Source organism: Secundilactobacillus paracollinoides (genome assembly GCF_001702155.1).
GTDB classification, from domain to species: Bacteria; Bacillota; Bacilli; order Lactobacillales; family Lactobacillaceae; genus Secundilactobacillus; species Secundilactobacillus paracollinoides.
This window is the reverse complement of sequence record NZ_CP014912.1, coordinates 364,892-383,082: the sequence shown is the minus strand read 5'-3', so window position 1 is coordinate 383,082 and position 18,191 is coordinate 364,892. Positions and strand designations below refer to the sequence as shown.

Below are 18,191 nucleotides of genomic sequence, written 5' to 3'. Positions count from 1 at the left end.
GTTGTGGTTTGGTCGCCGTTTTCCAATGAAGACAATCAATTAAACCTTAGAAAATGGAGTATCAACAACCTTGAATAACGAAACAGAAGTATCACAACGTGAGATGTTAAAGATCATCAGTGTTTTTCGCAAGAACGGCTTTAAGGGCGAATATGAAACCTTTGAACGGTCAAAAGAAGTTGAGGGCGAGTATTTCGTAGTCGTCACTGATGAGAAGTCGGGGATCAAGGGGTTGTTTAAAGCCAACGTTCTGGAGAGCACAGTTGCCTTCCAGTATGTGTTGGATGAGAAACATTCAGTTGCTAACAGCTAAGCACCACCTGTACCACCAAAACTGAAGCGTTTATTGATTGATACCGCTGAAGTTCGAAAGTTACGATCTCAGCGGTATTTTTATGCCATCATTTACCATAATGATTCGATGATTTATATATAACTAATACTAGACATAAGATAGATAGGATTGAAGAAGAGATGCATCAATTATTTGCAGAATTAATGGGTACCGCCTTAATGATCGTATTTGGGGTGGGTGTTCATGCCGACACAGTTTTAAATGACACAAAGTACCACGGTTCAGGCCACTTGTTTGCCATCACAACATGGGCATTTGGGATTTCCATCGTACTGTTTATTTTTCCAACGATCTGTTTAAACCCCGCTATGGCGCTGGTCCAATTTTTCTTGGGGAATATCACGTTCATCCGGTTTATTGAAATTTCCATTTTTGAAATGATCGGCGGGGTGTTAGGCGCCGTCATCGTGTACATTATGTATGCCGACCAGTTCAAGCACCGTATGACAAGATTGATCCAGTGACGATTCGGAACATCTTCTCGACCGCACCAGGTGTGCGCAACCTGCCACGGAACTTCTTCGTCGAATTTTTTGATACCTTCATTTTCCTGACTGGGATTTTAGTGATTGTGACGATTAAGACGCCCGGTGTGATGCAAATTGGTATCGGCCTGTTAGTTTGGGCCATTGGGATGGGACTTGGTGGCCCAACTGGGTTCGCCATGAACCAGGCACGGGACCTTGGGCCGCGGATTGCCTTTGCATTGTTGCCAATTAAGAATAAGGCCAACGCTGACTGGCAGTACGGACTATTAGTGCCCGGAATCGCACCATTCTTTGGGGCGGGGGCTGCTGTTTTGTTTGCGAAGTTTTATTTGGGAATGTAATTGGCAGTCAATTCATGATTGTAAAAAAGAAGCCCGTAATGAGCTTCTTTTTTTTGTGTCTATTTGGATGGAAAGGCTAAGACAGTCGTTCCTTTTGTTGATTTAGTGTACTGTTGATGTGCATTATATTTTTTGGTGTGCGTATAAATTTTCATGTAGGTTGCACCTGAATTGTACAGGTACCAGTATAGGACTTTCTGCTTGCCGATTTTTCCGGGCTTAACGATGCCAAATGTCAAATAATTATTGCTGACAGTATAGTTGGGGTTAATATTCACAGCGTAATAGTACCACCCTAAATCAGTTTTTATTAGATTGGCGTGTCCATTAGAATAGTTTTTGGTAAATGTATAATGCTTGGTAAAATATTTTGAGCCAGTCTTATCCAAACGAGTTGGTACTGACAAGTAGTTCTTACCGATGATAAGTGTTTTTAGGGAATGTTTCTTAGCGTTACCAGTATAGGTATACCAGTTTCCCTTTAATGCTGAAGGTGTTGAAGACAGATACTTAAAGTGTGTTGCCGTTTGATATTTATTAGCTGCTAATGCGGGTGTTTGCTCTGATTGCACAGCTAGGATGCCAAAGGCTGTTGCGGTAGCGATGGTCAAACCAATAATAGTCTTTTTAACGTTAAACATAGGTGTCTCCTTTTTCCCAATAGTATTTACTGCACCTAATATATCAATAACAATCAAGAAAGTATAAAGTACTTTTAACTTGAAGAATGCCTTACCCAAATATAAATGGATAAGGTATTTTTTAATATGTAGATAATCTGGGGAGATGTAATCATGAAACAAAGTAAAACGATTTAAAAACTTATTTGTATTGGGGTAGTTACAGTAATTGGTCTGCTACTTTCAAATGTCATCACGGCACAAGCAGCGGATAGTAGCGACTTATATAATCGCGCATATTCAGCCACCAAAACATTACAGAAAACGAAGTATCCGTTCTATAAGGCACCATACGCTAAAGGTGTTAAGGCTGCTAAGTCAGCAAAGGGAATGTCACAGGACAAGCTGAAACTTTCGCGAGTCGCTAAAACAGCTTCCGATATTTCGTATAAAACAAAGTTTGGTTGGATGCGGGCAACGGCGTTTAACGAATGGTTAGTCTATCATAGTCGCCTAAATTATGATATGAAGGTTCAAACTGCGCACGAGCCTGTGTACTCAAAACCGTATGGGTTAAACGGCTATAAAAAGCTTGGCAGTACGAGCACTATGAACCTGGTTGGTCACTGGTACCACGTGGATCAACGGGCAGAAACCAACACTAAGACTGGCTATTACCGGATCAAGGTGGGTACAGCTTATTATTGGGTTCGTGGTAAGTATATGGTCTTTAATACCAGCAAATTAAAGTGCAATATCTCAAAAGTCGAAAAGGCGATTGCTGCGGGCTCTAAGTACGTTGGTAAATCAAAATATCTATGGGGTGGCGGCCGATCAGCCTATAATATCGCACGAAAACGATTTGATTGTTCGTCATTTATTCACTATATTTACGCAAAATCAGGCGTGAAATTGGGTCCAACTTCGAGTTGTACAACGTACTCCCTGATTCATATGGGGCGCAAAGTGAAACCTTCGGCGATGAAGCGCGGGGATATTTTCTTCTTCACAGCTAAGGATGAGGGTGTTAACTGTCACGTTGCAATTTATTTAGGGAATAAATTATTCTTACATGATTCACCGAATTCAGATACGCGCGGCGTTTGTATTTCAAGCCTAAACGATCCACGTTGGAAAACAAGATTTAACGGCAATGTTAGACGGATCGTGGGTTAATTTCAACATCGATGCAGAATCTATTTGTAATTTTACAATTAGGTTCTGTATTTGTATTTACAGGTGTATTAGACGATATCAAGGAAAGTATAAGGTATAATGTCTGTATCTTATGCGCTATTAAATTGATAAACTTCTTGTAGGGTTGATTTTTAGGGTAATGATTGGAGGCGGGATTCATTGAAAAAGTCGGATGTTGATGTCCAAGCCTTGCAGGGATTTTACAAGCAAGTGAATGATTTGATAGGGACGGATGCGATGCTCGCTATTTGGGAAGAATATCGAGGTACACAGCTGACGATTCCAATCCATCTGTATAGTAGGGACTATGCACGAACACGAATTCGTGAGCAGTACGATGGAACGAACACAAGACAACTGGCAAGAAAGTATCAATATTCAGAAAAATGGGTGCGACAGATGATTAATCAAAAAGATGTGGAAGAGTGATTTTATCCGAGTATATTTCTTAACCTTTTTTACCTGTAAAAGTATTGATAATGAGGATTGTATAATGCTATTGTGAGTCAAGTGGAACTGATACAGGACATGGTGCTTTTAAATTAAGGTACTCGAATAGGTGAAAGAGGGATTCAATATGAATAAGATAATCTTTAAAAGTTTAGCGTTAGGTGCCTTGACACTTGGCGTTGGATTCACTACGCAACAGGTTAGCGCTAGCGCTGCATATCGAACTGTTAAAACGAAGAGTTATGCTAGCACGACACCTGCTTATCATGCTAAGAACGCAACTAAATCAGTTTATTTATGGAATAGCACTTTAACGAAAAAACAGCATAACTTGAAAAACTATCCGAAAACGACTTGGTACGTTCAAAAGAGTGTTAAGTTAACTAATGGTAAAAAGACTGGCATTTTCTACTATGTCAAAAATAAGAGCAACTCGGCAAGTGGGTATGTTTGGCGGAACTACTTAACTAAGGGCAAATTTGCAGCTACTTCAGGCACAAGCACCGCAACAGATCCTACGGTAGCAACAAGTAGCAATAGTCTTATGTTTAAGTACGTTAACGCTGACTCTGGTGCAACAGTGGCAACTGCTACATGGATTATCCCTTCAAAACTATTAAAATCAGGTGCGTCATTAAGTAAAGGGACTAGCATGAAGAGTGTCTTAAAAGATATTACAAGTGTATTATCGGCTTCAAGTGCTGATATCCCAACTGGCTACGATGTCGTAGATACAACGTATCCCGATGTTGTAACATCTAAAGTTGGCGAAACATTGATTTTCCATGTACTGCCGCAAAATAACTAGTTAAATTTAGCATTTCAAAAGCACAAAAGATCATCTCAGTTCTGTGAGGTGATCTTTTTTTGAGTTATAAAACAACATTAAACGTTGTGTAAGATATGATACATAAGGTTTCAAATTGATGCTACCCCAATTTAAAACCTGACGATATACTAGCCTCATCAAAACAAAAAGGGATGGTTCAAGTGGCAAACCAAACAATTAAAATTCACGTGCTTCACACCGGACTCGTTAAAGTTGACAAAGCACTCCCGTTTCATGGCCAGTTCAGAAATCCGCTTGCCGTTACTGGATTATTTCGCAGCGAAGTTAATCAAATCACGTTACCTGTTTCGAGTTATCTCATTGAACATCCAAAGGGATTGATTCTGATTGACACCGGCTGGAACAAACTTGTTCGAACTAGTAACTGGAAAGAGTTGGGTATGCAGGTTCAAATTAACAAGGGCTATTTGCCAGCAGGCTGGGCGGTAGATGAACGGCTGGCAGCCCTTGGCTATAAAACCAGCGACATCGACTACGTCTTAATGAGTCACTTACACTGTGATCATGCGAGTGGGTTGCCACTGGTCAAGGATGCCAAGAAGATCCTTGTCTCTTCTCGTGAATGGCGCGTAGCCAATAAGGTACCGATGGTTTATCTGCCACGTGAATGGAAAAGCGTTAACGTGGATACCTATGAGTATGACCATGTCCACGTTGGGCCGTTTAACGAAGCAATGGATGTTTTTGGTGACGGTAGTGTCCTGCAGGTCGCCACACCGGGTCACGCTTCCGGCATGTCATCAACGCTGGTGAGGGGGTCTGACAATCGCTACGTTCTTCTGGCTGCTGACACAGGGTACGCGGCTGCCTCTTGGGAAAACATGGTGACACCGGGAATCTGTACCAGCAGAAAAAAGGCCCTCACGTCGCTTGGCTGGGTTCACGAAATGGCCCATGATCCAAACTGTGTGGAAGCTTTAGCAAATCACGATACACAGACAGAACAGCACGTCATTGAATTGCCTTATTAAGGCACTAGTTCAAATGTTTAGCAGTTAACGCTTGCATGATGCCATTCATGAAAGTTGAAATTTCATCCGGATCATCGTGTTCGAGCGCCCATTTGATCGCGGTCAGCACGTTATTGGCATACAGGGTTGCGATAAATTCGGTTGAGACGGGTAACTCAGTGTGGCTTTGTGCTGTTAAATAAGCTGCCAGGTCACGACTAATGATAGTTGTGAGTCCCTTTTCAAGATTAATTTCGTCAACCTGAATGGCAATCAATGTGAGAAATTCAGTCTTATGCTGATGGAGTGACTGATACAGAAAGGTGAGTAGTGAATCAGAAGCCACTTCCTGCAACCTATTTTTGAGAAGATTATCGAAGTCTGTCTCAATCTGGTTAACCATTTTTTGTAAGAGGTCATATTTGTCGACGTAATGGTGATAAAACGTACTTCGACCGATAAGCGCCACTTGGCAGATATCCTGGACGGTAATTTTGTTGAAGCCTTTTGTTTGTAGCAGGTTAATAAAGGCTTGTTTGATGTCACGGTTGGTTTTGATAACGCGTAGATCGTCGGGCACATGATCGCTTCCTTATAAATGATTGTGAATCGCAACACCTAGGTTTTTTTCCCTGGGTGTCGTTTCAGTGACATCTAAGAACGGTAAAAATTATTGAGGCCACTGTGCGCCCATCATCTGAATCACCGTTGCCACCCGCCGTTTCTCAGTCTTCAAATAACTCGCATAAATCGGCATATGGGCACTTTCATCCGTGATCGGCAGGTTAACGCGGTCGTCTTCTTTAAGCTGCTGCCTAAATCCTGGGTCGAGCATCGATAGATTTGAAGTGAAATACGGAAAGTTGGCATAAGTCGTCAGCTGTTTCATCGCTTCTTGTTCGGCCTGGTACATAAAGGTCGCATCGGGAATAGCTTTTTGGATGATGTCACGCCAAGGGCCAATGGCACCAAGGACAACGAAGCTTAACCCCTTAAGGTCGTTAAACGACACGCTGGTTTGATTCGCCTGATACATAAATTGATCCAAATTGACCGCCAAGTTTTCTGTCCCGATAAACCGCGATTCAACGGTGGGGGTGCTGATCTCCTGGTTGGTAAAAATCAGGGTAAACGCATTGCTGTCTAACAACGCAACCAGGTTATCAGCTGATTGCAGCTCCGCATTCACACGAGTGTGGGATGGTAACTGGGACTTTAAAGCGTGCAGCATCAGCAACGGACCCGGAATCGTGGCGCCAATTGTGCCTTCGTGTTGCTGGCGGTCAAAATTTTGCACTTTCGTCACGAATTGTGTCTGGGCTGCTAAGAGTTGTGCGGCTTCATTTGCTGCCAGTTCACCCGTCGCGGTCAGTGCAATGCGATTCGGCTGTCGGTCAAATAACCGCACGTTTAAGGCGTCCTCCAGCTTTTGCATGCCGCGGGTGACGGTGGGCTGCGTGACGTTCAGTTGTTTTGCCGTTTCAGCCAGTGTGCCAGTCTGGGCAAACGTGGCCAGTTCTTCTAACAGATAGTTGTCGATCATCGCGGCACCTCCAGTATACGTTACCCGTATACTACCATGTACGACTAGTAATTTTCAAATGGCTGGTTCGGCCTTATGATAGGGACAACATCAAATTTGGAGGTACGAACGATGACAACTATTCCAACAATCACATTGAACAACGGTGTTGACATGCCGCAACTTGGCTTCGGGGTGTTTCAAGTGCCAGATCTTAGCCAAGCTGAAACGGCCGTCAGTGACGCTTTGAATACGGGTTACCGGCTGATCGATACGGCCGTCGCTTACCAGAATGAGGAAGCCGTCGGTAAGGCGATTCGCGAGAGTTCGATTAAGCGGGAAGACATTTTTCTCACATCGAAACTCTGGGTCTCTGACTTCACCTATGACCGGGCAAAGAAAGGTATCGATGCATCGCTGGAACGTTTGGGCCTTGACTACATGGATCTCTACCTGTTGCATCAGCCATACGGGGACACGATGGGGGCTTGGCGAGCGTTAGAAGAAGCTCAGCAAGCCGGTAAGATTCGGGCAATCGGTGTTTCCAATTTCTACGCGGATCAACTGAAGAACCTTGAGTTGACGATGACGACGCAACCAGCTGTGAACCAGATCGAAGTCAGTCCGTGGTACCAGCAACCGGATGAAGTGCGGTTTAACCAAAGCGAAGGCGTTCAGGTCGAAGCCTGGGCACCGTTTGCGGAGGGCAAGCATGGCATTTTTACGGATGACACGATTGCTGGCATCGCTGCTAAGTATGGCAAGACAAACGGTCAAGTGATCCTCCGCTGGTTGTTGCAACGCGGCATTACCGTGATTCCAAAGTCTGTCCATCAAAACCGAATGGCAGAAAACATCGCGGTGTTTGATTTTGAACTGTCAGACGCCGATATGGCGACCATGAATAGTCTGGACAAACAAGAAAGCCAATTCTTTGACCACCGTGATCCGGTGACCATTGAACAGATTTTCGGTTCAAGTCTGGCACAGTTACACGATTAGAGATAAAAAAGGAGACAGATTATGAAAACAATCACCTTAAATGATGGCAACAAGATTCCGGCTATTGGGTTTGGCACCTTCCAAATTCCCAGTGACGGCTCAACCTATAAAGCTGTTTTAGAAGCACTGAAACTTGGGTATCGACACATTGATACGGCCGTTGCCTACTTCAATGAAGGCGAAGTGGGACAAGCAGTTAAGGACAGCGGCATTCCCCGCGACGAGATCTGGATCACCAGTAAACTTTGGCTGCAAGACTACGGCGAGGAGGCGGCACAAAAAGCGATTGAACTTTCTTTAACAAAACTAGGGCTGGACTATCTGGACCTGTATCTGCTTCACCAACCATACGGCGACGTGCCAGGTGCCTGGCGGGCACTGGAAACTGCCAAACAAGCGGGTAAAATCAGATCTATCGGTGTTTCCAATATGACCCCTAAACTTTGGCAACAGTTCGTGCCGAAATTTGCCACGATGCCAGCTGTGAACCAAGTTGAGTTTAACCCATACTTTCAACAGCAGGACCTTCGCGCGCTTTTAGCGACCGACGATGTGAAGATTGAGGCTTGGGCACCGCTGGGGCAAGGCAACCAGACGTTGTTTAAGGAACCAGTCCTGACCGCCTTGGCATCCAAGTATCAAAAAGACGTTGGGCAGATCATCCTGCGATTTGAAAATCAGGAAGGCATTATCGTTTTCCCGAAATCCGTTCACGAAGCACGCATTAAGAGTAATCTCGACATTTTCGACTTTGAACTGACGGCCGATGAGTTGGCGCAAATCCGAACACTAGATACCGGAAAAGGGATGCATGATCCCGATGCACCGGGTGTGGGTGACATGTTGTTATCTGCGTTTGACGTGCATGCGCAAGACTAGATGAGTTAAAAAAACACTTCGGAATAACTTCCTGGGTGGTTTTTTGATACCCCCAACCTCAGAAATGACATCGATTTTTGCACCTAACTATGCGATACTAAGAGGACTAAGTCGCGACGATGGGGTCGTCACAATCGGGGGAACGCATGAAAAAATGGGGTGTATCGTTTATTTGTCTGGTCTGGCTATTACTGATGCCAGTCACGGCTGCTGCTCGCGCGGGTGGTGGCGGTGGCGGAGGAGGCGGCGGTGGGGGCTTCGGGGGATCATATAGTTCCGGCCGCTCGACCTGGTTTAACACCGCCGAAGAATATGTTGCGATTGGGTATGTCGGCTATAGCGGGGTAAAGATGGCGGTTCGACTTCGGAAAAAATGGCGCAACCGGGTTCGCGAAACGGCACCCATTGACCCGAAATTAGCAGCCCAATTTGAACCGCTCTTCACTGAGGTTGAAGCCGCCTGGTCGGTGAATCAGCAAGCTGACCTCGCCACCCTCATGCAACCGGATTATTTTCTCGAACAAAAAAAGGTCCTCGACCGGTGGGCAATTGAAGGCAAGCTCAACAAGGTCGATGATCTTAAAATTTTAAATCTCAAACAGGAAGTCACGCCAGACAAGAATCGCCCGCACGTGGTGGTCTTTGCTGAAGCGCGTGACTATTTCATTAAACCAAAACCATTCAGCAAACGGCTTATCGCAATTGTAAGCTGAAATCGTTTCAGGAGGTTTGGGAACTCGCTTATAACGTGGACTCGAAATTAATTGTGACCAATATTCGTCAGTAGACTGAAAAGTCAGTGCAATCATGGGAATCCCTTGATTGCACTGACTTTTTTGAAGTATTGGGTGGATAGTTCGTTGCATTCCGCAATTCAGCAGGCCGTCGTAGTGGCTCGCGACTGAGCTAACTCGATTTCTGCTGCGCAGCTCTCGAGTGGATCTCAGTCGACTCGCACATCAGTAACCGACCCAAGTACGGTCGCAAACTGATGTCGACACCACGACAACCTGCCGAATTGCTCCATTCCACTGACGTTGAGCTTATTTTTTACCATTAATTAAGCATCGCAATAGCGTTCAAACGAGTTTGCAGAGAATCCGCCCTCGACTGCTAGTAATCCCATTGACAGCCATGCTTCTCACAATGGGCAAGTCGTTGGTAACAATTGAGTAACAGGTTTCATGACACCACTTTTGAAGACTTTACCATCAATGAAGCGCCACATTAGCGTGTTTTAAATCACTCGCCAAACAATAGAAAGACCCTTTCAGTGTCGCGAAATCAAAGCGAGATTCGCCCGCACCACGTGCTCATTTATCGTGCTCAGTTCCTCATATGAAACGGTGTCGGGATGGTTAAACCAGTAGACATAGGCGTTTAGCAGGCCAGCTGTTAGCTGCTGTAAGACAATTTGCGAAGCGCCGTCTGGTCGATTACCCAGGAGTTCTCCGCAGAGTGCCTGAAACAACATTTGCTGCAGCTGGTCGACTAAGGGGCGGTGCTGCTGGTTGAGACACAGTAGTTTAAAGCCGGTAAAGTTGCTCATGAGGATGCGGTCGAATACCGCTAACAGGACTTCTGGTGTGTCATAGTTGTGGGTCAGGGCGTGGTCCACTTCGGTAAACAATTGATCCGAAAAATCTTCAAAAATATCGGCTACTTTTTCATAGTGAATGTAAAAGGTTCGCCGGTCGATCTGGGCGGTGCGGCACAACTCCGCCACCGTAATCTTCGTGAGGGGCTTATCCGCCAACAGCGTGAAGAGGGCGTCGCGTAATTTTGTTTTCGTTTTTATGATTCGCCGATCCATTTTTCTTCACCTCAAAACGATAAAAGATAATGCACACATTTTAAATAACTGGTACGAAACACCTGATATTACCTTCTATAATAATGGACAATCAAGCAATTATCCATTAGGAGGTCTTCATTATGTGGTCAATGCTTCATACTGTTTTTGCCACTTACAACGGCACAACGTACAGTTTAACTGACTTTGTCAACGCACTGAGCCCCAGTAATCCCCACTACATCGCAGCTTTAGCGGTAGCGGGACTTACCTTTGCGATTGGGTTCATCGAATATATTTACAGTTTCCTGCTGGTCAACCGGGAGAAAAAATCACCGTACAACGTGTTGATGCACACGTTCTACTTTGCCATCGACAGCATGGGGATCTTTGTGTTTGCCCTTGCATCGCACGCCACTGGCGGGTTCTGGGTATTTACGGCTGCTTCGATTGCGGAGGTCGTTTGGACACTGTTCGAAATTTACAACCTTGTTCTTTGTATCTACGTCGAACGCGTTGATATCTGGGGGTCAGCCGTCACGGTTGCCCAAGCTTGGTGGAAGGTGCTCGGCTGGCTGCTGGTCATGATTCCCACGGTCAATTTGTTCCGGGTCTTCATGAATGATCCCGCCATGTTGAAATGGTACATCTTCACGAACATCCTGATGGGCATCATGCCTGGTCTGTACTGGGAAAAACGCGGCACGCGGCTTGGTGCCTCGTGGGGACTGGCCATCGTCATTTGCGTCGGCACGATCAACTCATTCCTGCTGACCAACATGTGGGCAACTATCAGCAGTTATTTCAGTATCCAAAACAACCCGTGGTTCTACGTGGTCGGCGTGGTCGCAATCTTCTTTTCGATCCGCGCCTTCTGGGTGCTGCACAAACTGCCAGCAAAGCCCAAAACGATGCCAAATGGCAAGAAAACGATTTGGTAACGGGCTGAATACCGACATATTTTTGAATAGTGTTTATTAGTGTAACTATTTTGCACAATCTTTAGTATAATAAAGAATGAACCCGCAACCTTGAGGCAATCGTTGATGGCCTTAACAAGCTGGTTCATTTGTACATATTTGGAGGACATATCGAGTAGGCTGCTGGTGGGGTCGCACACACTGACAGAGGACATCGAAATGACAGAAACAACATGGCTCGTGCAGCCACTATTTACGGGTATCTTTATGGTGCTGGGACTCCTGTTGTTTTACCAGACACTCGGTAAAACAGTCGCGCGTCTCACGCAACATAATGCGATCAAAATTAATTTTAGAAAGGGGCCATTGTTTGTTTACAGCGTAGCCTATTGGACGCTGATCAGCGGGTATGTGCAATATCGGATCGGACTGACCAACAACGCCTTAGGATTTTTGAACTTCGGCATTTTGATTTTATTTTATGTGCTGCTATATCTGAGAATTCGTGGGTTGGCCTGGGTCGCAATCGGGACAATGGTCGCGCAGATCTTATTTTTAAACGGCACGCAAATGCGCATCGATAACGCGATTAGCACAGTGATTATGTGTGCCATTTTGGTTGGCATGACGGTGCTGGTCAATCGGAGCCGCACTGGTCTGAAAATGCTCATTGTGGCCGTGGATATCTTAGATGTCTGTACATGGGGCGTCCTGCTTTTTGTGAAACTACCTGGCGTTTCTACCGTAACACCGCACATGCTGTGGGATAACTGGTTTGCGTTTATCGTCATGAACGCCGCACTGATTTACACACAAACGCGATTAAACGACGATAATACCTATATCTGGAACGTCGCCACCCGCGCCACGGTGGATGCGCTCACCCAAATTCCAAACTTTGGGACGTTTCGTAATGAACTGCAAAAGGACTACGACCAATACTACGACACCGATGACGTGCTGACGATGATCACACTGGATGTTGACCATTTTAAGAGTTTTAACGACCAATACGGTCATCTGGCTGGTAATCAAATCTTGCGGTCAGTGGGACGCTTCTTAAATGATGTCGTCTCACCATTTCCAGGCGCCGTGGCCTGTCGTGTCGGCGGTGAAGAGTTTAATTTACTGTTGCCTGATGTGACCCTTGACCAAGCAACCCGAATCGCTAAAGGGATGCAGGCGCGGATGGCTGAACAGGTGATTCATTACAATGAACATCGGATGTCGATCACCATCTCACTCGGCGTTGCGCAACTCAGTCACCAGGATGAACAAGCCACTGACTTCTATCAGCGAGCCGATGAATTACTTTATCAAGCTAAAGCACAAGGGCGCAATTGAGTGGCTACTGAAATGGCGCAGCGGTAATTGAACAGTGTGTTGTGTTAGGATTCAGTTTATTTGGTCGTTGCATTCCGCAATTTGGCACTCCGTGTGGTGGCTCGCGATGAAGCTAATTCGATTTCTGCTGCGCAGCTCTCGAATGGATCTCCATCGTCTCGCATATCACTAGGTGGCCCGCTTATCTGCTACATTGTGGAAACGTGCTCCGCAAGCCAACTCCCTACTGTGTAAGTCAACTTTGTCAGAAATTCAGAACCGGAATTTCCGACAAAGTCGCCTTACACTCCGGGAGTTACCCGGCTTGCTACACACTCTGGCAGCATCGACACCACAGCTCCGCGCCAAACGACTCCATTCCACTAACTGTGAGCATGCTTCTCACTTTCACACAAGTACCGTAATCCAATTAAACCTGGTTCGAAGATTATCCGCACTCGACTGCTGATAATCGAATGACAGCGAACTTAGTGATGGTGATTGCGGATTGACAGGATATTATGAATATTATAGTAGTTGAACAACGTCTTGTTCTGCAATAGTTGAGTTAGTATTTGTTTCGATGATGCGCAAATGTTAGCGTAGTGAAGCCGGTCGGCATTGCAGGCTGTGGTGTCGGTGTTTGTTGGCGAGGGTTCTTTCCTCGCCTACAAACACGGGAGACGGAGGAGATCCTTGAATTTCTGACAAGAAATTCAATAGCTCCGGAGCGACGCTTTTACATTGCCGAAACGTGCTCCGCAGGCCAACTCCCTACTGTGTAAGGCGACTTTACCAGAAATTCAAGCCCGGAATTTCCGGCAAAGTCGCCTTACACTCCGGGAGTTACCCGGCCTGCTCCACACTCTGACAGCAGCCTGCAGGGCCGACCGGCGCAACGAAGCGTAATTATCCCACCATTAAACGCGATGGCACTCATCACTCTGAGTAAATCATCGCGTTTTTGTGCAACCTGGCTTAAAATAGAGGGGACACTATTTAGTTAGGAAGAATGCTATGACAACACATACAATTGCCGTTCTCTCGGACAGCCATGGTAACGGAACTGCCATGCGTGCTGTGCTAGCGGACGCTGAAAAATTTAACGTTGATGAGATCTGGTCGCTTGGTGATATCGCGTTTGGCGGGCCGTCGTCTGAAGACTGCTATCAACTGCTGAGTGAAGTGAACACGACACAGTATCTCAAGGGAAATTGGGAATCAGCTTACAATATGTTTACTGATACTAAAAAGATCAACTTGGATGACCCGACTCAGGTTTACTACGCCATGTTAGTTGCGTACGATTACGACCGGTTCGGCCCTGAACGCGACAAACAGTTGCACGAATTGCCCATGACGGGACGTAAGGAAATGGATGGGTTAACGATTTCGCTGACTCATAATTTACCGAACATCAATCGCGGGCACACGCTCTTTCCGGTTGAAGCACAGGAAAATTTCGATGCCATTACGCCAGATGAGGACGTGGACATCGCGATATATGCGCATACCCACACCCCACTTTGGCGGTACACTTCCTCGGAACAGATGGTGTTGAATCCAGGCTCTGTCGGGCAGAGTTGGTTTACCCGACAAAAATTTCTAGCTGACCGAGACGCGAGCTATCTGCTTTTGACCCTGGCTGATGGCAAGGTCATGGATGTGCATTTCCGCCGGGTTCTATTTTCATGGGAAACAGAGATTCAAATCGCGAAGGACCGGCATTTTCCATACGTGAGCGTTTATCAACATCTTCTTGAAACGGGCAATGCGTCAACGCATAACGCAGAGGTGCTTGGCAAAATCAATGATGCGCACAACTATCGGCAAACAGTGATTGATTTTTTGAAGGAACTTGAGGAAAAATAACCACCAGCGATGATTTAATAACAATCAAGAAAGCAACAATAAATAAGCCGTACCACTGACACGAAGGGAAGCATAGCAATGTTCACAGAAATCGGTACCGCAATTAAACAGGCCGCAACCATTGTGATCCTGCGTCACCAAAATCCAGATCCAGACGCCATTGGTTCACAGACTGGATTGGCAACGCTGATTCGGGAGGCTTACCCGGATAAGCAGGTGTATACGCCAGGGGTGACGCAAGCTGGGCTGACTTGGATCGGTGACATGACGCCAATCACGGATGACGTTTATACAACGGCACTGGTCATCGTGGTTGATACTGCCAATACGCCACGCCTAGATGCTTCGCCCGCGTATCGGCAGGCCAAACAGGTCATTAAAATTGACCATCACCCAGATGTTGACCACTTTGGCGATATCGTTTGGGTCGATGACCAGTCGGCAAGTTGTGCTGAAATGATTTACAAATTGACCCTGCACATTCCAGATTTAATATTATCGCAGAAATCGGCCACAGCGCTGTATGCTGGTATTGTGGGGGATACCAACCGGTTCTTGTATGATAGTACGACGGCCGACACGCTGGCCACTGCGACTGCCTTAGCGAAAACGGGCATCAATGTGTCTGCAATCAGTCACCACGACTACGAGATCACACCCCAGACAGCCCGGTTGGAAGCTTATATTCTGACTAACTTTACTTTAACTGGAACGGGGCTGGGCTACGTGATTTTAGACCTAGCAACGCTGCGTCAGTTTGACCTGAAGAAGGGTGACCTTGATGACGTTGTGCCGCTGATCGGTCAGGTTTCAACAGTGCGGGATTGGGTGGTCATCAGCGAACAGGCCGATGGTCGCTACCGGGTCAACTTCCGCTCCAAGGCCGTTTCAATTGAGCCGATTGCCCGCAAGTACGGTGGTGGCGGGCATCCGCTAGCGAGCGGCGCCTACGTGAAAGACCGGGCCATGGTTGACGCGCTATTGGCCGATCTGGATCACTTAAACCAACAACCATAAAAAAAGAACCGCTATCGATGTCCGATAGGCGGTTCTTTTTAGATTAATGCATAAATGAGTGGCAGCGTGACTAAGCAGCCCAGTGTCGAAATACCAAATAGCGGGATTGCCTGGTTTGTGTCGGACTTGTACTGAACTGAAAACAGCACGACCAAACTTGCGGTGGGGCAGGCGGCCATGAGGATGGTTGCCAGCGCGCCCGTTCCCGTTACGCCAAGCACCTTCAACAGGACGATCATGACAACTGGAAAAATCAGGTTGCGCAACGCTAATGACAACCAAAGGTGGCCGTTGAGGGTTTGCTTGCTAATGCGAACCTGTACCAGACTGGCACCCACTACAAACATGGCAAGTGGCGTGTTCAGGTTGCTGATGTCGGTGAGAAATTGGTTGACGGGATGCGGCAGATCAACGTTGCCAATGAAGATGCCCAATCCGACAATCACCGCCCACAAATTGGGATTCTTAATGAGTTGACGTAAGGTGTCACGCCGGCTGGCCTGTTTTTCGAACAACCCAATGCCGTGCGTCCAGTTAAAAATATTATAGATAGCCAGTGAAATTGAGGCAAAGAAAACACCCTTACTGCCAAACAGCGCCTGAACGAGTGGAATCCCCATGAAGCCAGCGTTGGAATAAATACTGGCAAATTCAAGGACGCGCTTGGTGGCACCATCCTGAACGCCGTGAAACAGCACCTTTGACACGACGATTTCGATGAGATAAAACAGGACCAATGCGATGACGATCAGAAGCAGTTCTTTTAAATACCGGGTGGAAAATGGCATTTCAAACGAGTTAATAATGAGGAAGGGGGAAACGACGTACAGTAAGATATTCGTGAGGTCCGAAACGGTAAACCCGCTGAGTGACCCCGCCCGTTTGATGCCGATCCCCGTGATGATCAGAGCGGCAATGATGCCAATTTGTGTTAATAAGACTGTGATGTTCATTTTGATTACTCCCAACGTTTCAAGCATCCAATAACGTGAAAATTAGCTGACTTGTCAGCTAATTAATTCTATTTTAGGTGTGCTATACTAAATTTGTCAAGAACGGGAAGTGAAAAAATGGACCATTTGTATTTTTTTAGTAAGTATATGGCTGGCATCTACCGGGAATCGAAGGTGGAGATCAAAGCCCAGTTTGGGAAGCTCGGCGTGCACACCACCGAGGGCGATATTCTGCTGTTTATCAACGATAATCCGGGTATCAGTCAACGCGAAGTGGCGTATAAAATGGTATTGGATTCAGGCATCGTGACGCGCCATATGCGCAGCCTTGAAAAAAAGGGATTTGTGACGCAGGTCGTTGACCCAGCGGATGCCCGGCGCCGCGTCATTAATTTAACCGCTAAGGGGCAAAAGACCGTTCGCGGATTGCAGGCCATTTTGTCACAGTGGTGGCAGGAGCTGTTTGCCCAAGCTGGCGTCAGCGATTCAGAACAGACCCAGGCGGATTTGGCGCGGCTCTACCAAGTTATTATTCAAAAGAAAAAACGCTAGTCGGCGCGGCTAACGATCCATTGGGGGATGAATCATGGAATTTCGCCAGTTATCTTACTTTAAAACGGTCGTTGAGATGGGCAATTTTACGGCCGCTGCCAAACAGCTACATATGGCCCAGCCACCGCTTTCCAGGCAGATCAGCAACCTTGAGGACGAACTCAACGTGCAGCTGCTGAATCGGGGTGCCAAGGGGGTGGTGCCGACGGATGCCGGTAAACTGCTGTTGGCTTATGCTGACCAACTCATTCAACTGCGTGCGGAAGCGGATCACCAGGTGCGTTTTTTGGGCACCGCTGTTTCCGGGAAATTACGGTTGGGGATGATCTCATCTGCTGTTGGAGTCGTGCCCAACACGCTGGCAACCATCACCGACTACTACCCCAACGTCCAATTATTGATTTCAGAGAGTGACACCTATCAGTTGATTGACCAACTTGAGAAGCATCAAATCGATGCTGCAATCGTGCGGACACCATTTTCGGTGCGCCACATGCGCGAGGAGGCACTCATGGAAGAACGGATGGTGGCGGTCGTGCCTAAGCCCTATGAAACGGGATTAGCGTCTCGAATCTCGATTCATGATCTGGACGCCCTGCCGCTGATCGTGTACCGGCGCTTTCGTAATATTTTCAATCAAACGTTCTTTGAACAGGGCATTAATCCATTTATTGCCAGCTATTGTGACGACGCGCGGACAGCGGTGCAGCTGGCAAACGCCAAGCTCGGCGTCGCACTGGTGCCAGAATCGGTCGGGCTGGCCTACCTCGGCATCGGTGTGACGATCCACCCGATTAATTTTGCGGGGTGGCGGACGCAGGTGAAATTACTTTGGCCCAAAGACACGGCTGCCAGTCCGCTGCTTAAACTATTCATTCAGCAATTTCACGATTAGGCAGTGCTTGCTGGCACAACCACTAGTTTTGCATATTAGATATACTTTAAAAGTATGACTTACTAACGCCGACATATAAGCGTTAGTAAGCCTTTTTACTTGAAATTAGTTTGATTATTGTTGGATTTTTGAAATTGTGCCGTTTATCTCATTTTATAGAATCATTGTCATACCAAGCTTTCAGGTATCTCTTATAAAACCGATATACCTGAG

19 protein-coding genes and 1 pseudogene are annotated in these 18,191 nt (G+C 46.5%); 15 read left to right on the top strand and 5 right to left on the bottom strand.

Features of this window, described 5'->3' with window-relative positions:
* Window positions 1–70: 70 nt before the first annotated feature.
* Window positions 71–313 carry a hypothetical protein gene (locus tag AYR61_RS01540; protein ID WP_225353144.1) on the top strand — a complete coding sequence of 81 codons (243 nt, stop codon included), beginning with the start codon at window positions 71–73 and terminating at the stop codon, window positions 311–313.
* A gap of 161 nt (window positions 314–474) precedes the next feature.
* Window positions 475–1,184, top strand: a pseudogene (gene larD, locus AYR61_RS01535) (D/L-lactic acid transporter LarD).
* 59 nt (window positions 1,185–1,243) lie between these two features.
* On the opposite strand, the gene AYR61_RS01530 reads toward larD, so the two are convergent.
* Window positions 1,244–1,924 (bottom strand): hypothetical protein, encoded by a 681-nt coding sequence (locus AYR61_RS01530; RefSeq protein WP_191982268.1) that lies wholly within the window; start codon window positions 1,922–1,924, stop codon window positions 1,244–1,246.
* Between the two features lie 270 nt (window positions 1,925–2,194).
* Between AYR61_RS01530 and AYR61_RS01525 the strand changes: the two genes are divergently transcribed.
* From AYR61_RS01525 to AYR61_RS01510, 4 genes are all read left to right on the top strand, one after another.
* Entirely contained in the window at window positions 2,195–2,980 is a 786-nt protein-coding gene (locus AYR61_RS01525; RefSeq protein WP_065901232.1) for an NlpC/P60 family protein, read from the top strand.
* 180 nt (window positions 2,981–3,160) lie between these two features.
* On the top strand, window positions 3,161–3,430 hold the full coding sequence (locus tag AYR61_RS01520; protein WP_054708955.1) for a Mor transcription activator family protein: 270 nt from the start codon (window positions 3,161–3,163) through the stop codon (window positions 3,428–3,430).
* A gap of 148 nt (window positions 3,431–3,578) precedes the next feature.
* Window positions 3,579–4,259 carry a hypothetical protein gene (locus AYR61_RS01515; RefSeq protein ID WP_065901224.1) on the top strand — a complete coding sequence of 227 codons (681 nt, stop codon included), beginning with the start codon at window positions 3,579–3,581 and terminating at the stop codon, window positions 4,257–4,259.
* Window positions 4,260–4,441: 182 nt separating this feature from the next.
* On the top strand, window positions 4,442–5,272 hold the full coding sequence (locus tag AYR61_RS01510; protein WP_202813397.1) for an N-acyl homoserine lactonase family protein: 831 nt from the start codon (window positions 4,442–4,444) through the stop codon (window positions 5,270–5,272).
* A 4-nt stretch (window positions 5,273–5,276) separates the two neighbouring features.
* Here the strand turns inward: AYR61_RS01510 and AYR61_RS01505 are convergent, their stop codons facing one another.
* Both AYR61_RS01505 and AYR61_RS01500 read right to left on the bottom strand, forming a co-directional pair.
* Complete coding sequence (locus tag AYR61_RS01505; RefSeq protein ID WP_054708949.1) at window positions 5,277–5,831, bottom strand: TetR/AcrR family transcriptional regulator; 555 nt, start codon at window positions 5,829–5,831, stop codon at window positions 5,277–5,279.
* Window positions 5,832–5,921: 90 nt separating this feature from the next.
* Entirely contained in the window at window positions 5,922–6,794 is an 873-nt protein-coding gene (locus AYR61_RS01500; protein ID WP_054708946.1) for a LysR family transcriptional regulator, read from the bottom strand.
* A gap of 111 nt (window positions 6,795–6,905) precedes the next feature.
* Between AYR61_RS01500 and AYR61_RS01495 the strand changes: the two genes are divergently transcribed.
* The 3 genes from AYR61_RS01495 to AYR61_RS15440 all read left to right on the top strand — a co-directional run bounded on the left by AYR61_RS01495 (window position 6,906) and on the right by AYR61_RS15440 (window position 9,367).
* Window positions 6,906–7,775 carry an aldo/keto reductase gene (locus AYR61_RS01495; protein WP_054708943.1) on the top strand — a complete coding sequence of 290 codons (870 nt, stop codon included), beginning with the start codon at window positions 6,906–6,908 and terminating at the stop codon, window positions 7,773–7,775.
* Between the two features lie 21 nt (window positions 7,776–7,796).
* Entirely contained in the window at window positions 7,797–8,654 is an 858-nt protein-coding gene (locus AYR61_RS01490; RefSeq protein WP_065901221.1) for an aldo/keto reductase, read from the top strand.
* Between the two features lie 146 nt (window positions 8,655–8,800).
* Window positions 8,801–9,367 carry a hypothetical protein gene (locus AYR61_RS15440; protein ID WP_225356499.1) on the top strand — a complete coding sequence of 189 codons (567 nt, stop codon included), beginning with the start codon at window positions 8,801–8,803 and terminating at the stop codon, window positions 9,365–9,367.
* 557 nt (window positions 9,368–9,924) lie between these two features.
* On the opposite strand, the gene AYR61_RS01480 is transcribed toward AYR61_RS15440, so the two are convergent.
* The gene (locus AYR61_RS01480) at window positions 9,925–10,467 is read right to left on the bottom strand and encodes a TetR/AcrR family transcriptional regulator (protein WP_065901216.1); all 543 of its coding nucleotides are present in this window, start codon (window positions 10,465–10,467) and stop codon (window positions 9,925–9,927) included.
* Between the two features lie 122 nt (window positions 10,468–10,589).
* Here AYR61_RS01480 and AYR61_RS01475 point away from each other — a divergent pair, with 122 nt between their 5' ends.
* The 4 genes from AYR61_RS01475 to AYR61_RS01460 all read left to right on the top strand — a co-directional run bounded on the left by AYR61_RS01475 (window position 10,590) and on the right by AYR61_RS01460 (window position 15,578).
* The gene (locus AYR61_RS01475) at window positions 10,590–11,387 is read left to right on the top strand and encodes a hypothetical protein (protein ID WP_054708932.1); all 798 of its coding nucleotides are present in this window, start codon (window positions 10,590–10,592) and stop codon (window positions 11,385–11,387) included.
* Window positions 11,388–11,585: 198 nt separating this feature from the next.
* On the top strand, window positions 11,586–12,710 hold the full coding sequence (locus tag AYR61_RS01470; protein WP_065901214.1) for a GGDEF domain-containing protein: 1,125 nt from the start codon (window positions 11,586–11,588) through the stop codon (window positions 12,708–12,710).
* 996 nt (window positions 12,711–13,706) lie between these two features.
* Window positions 13,707–14,561, top strand: coding sequence for a metallophosphoesterase family protein (locus AYR61_RS01465; protein ID WP_065901210.1), 855 nt, complete (start codon window positions 13,707–13,709; stop codon window positions 14,559–14,561).
* A 78-nt stretch (window positions 14,562–14,639) separates the two neighbouring features.
* On the top strand, window positions 14,640–15,578 hold the full coding sequence (locus tag AYR61_RS01460; protein WP_054708924.1) for a DHH family phosphoesterase: 939 nt from the start codon (window positions 14,640–14,642) through the stop codon (window positions 15,576–15,578).
* Window positions 15,579–15,616: 38 nt separating this feature from the next.
* Here AYR61_RS01460 and AYR61_RS01455 read toward each other — a convergent pair whose 3' ends face one another.
* A complete protein-coding gene (locus AYR61_RS01455) occupies window positions 15,617–16,531 on the bottom strand; it encodes an AEC family transporter (RefSeq protein WP_056987390.1) in 915 nt (304 codons plus the stop codon).
* A 117-nt stretch (window positions 16,532–16,648) separates the two neighbouring features.
* On the opposite strand from AYR61_RS01455, the gene AYR61_RS01450 reads away from it, so the two are divergent.
* Together AYR61_RS01450 and AYR61_RS01445 are read left to right on the top strand one after the other, a co-directional pair.
* Entirely contained in the window at window positions 16,649–17,083 is a 435-nt protein-coding gene (locus tag AYR61_RS01450) for a MarR family winged helix-turn-helix transcriptional regulator (RefSeq protein WP_056987389.1), read from the top strand.
* Window positions 17,084–17,117: 34 nt separating this feature from the next.
* Window positions 17,118–17,978: a LysR family transcriptional regulator gene (locus AYR61_RS01445; protein WP_065901207.1), complete on the top strand. Its 861-nt coding sequence runs from the start codon at window positions 17,118–17,120 to the stop codon at window positions 17,976–17,978.
* Window positions 17,979–18,191: the final 213 nt, after the last annotated feature.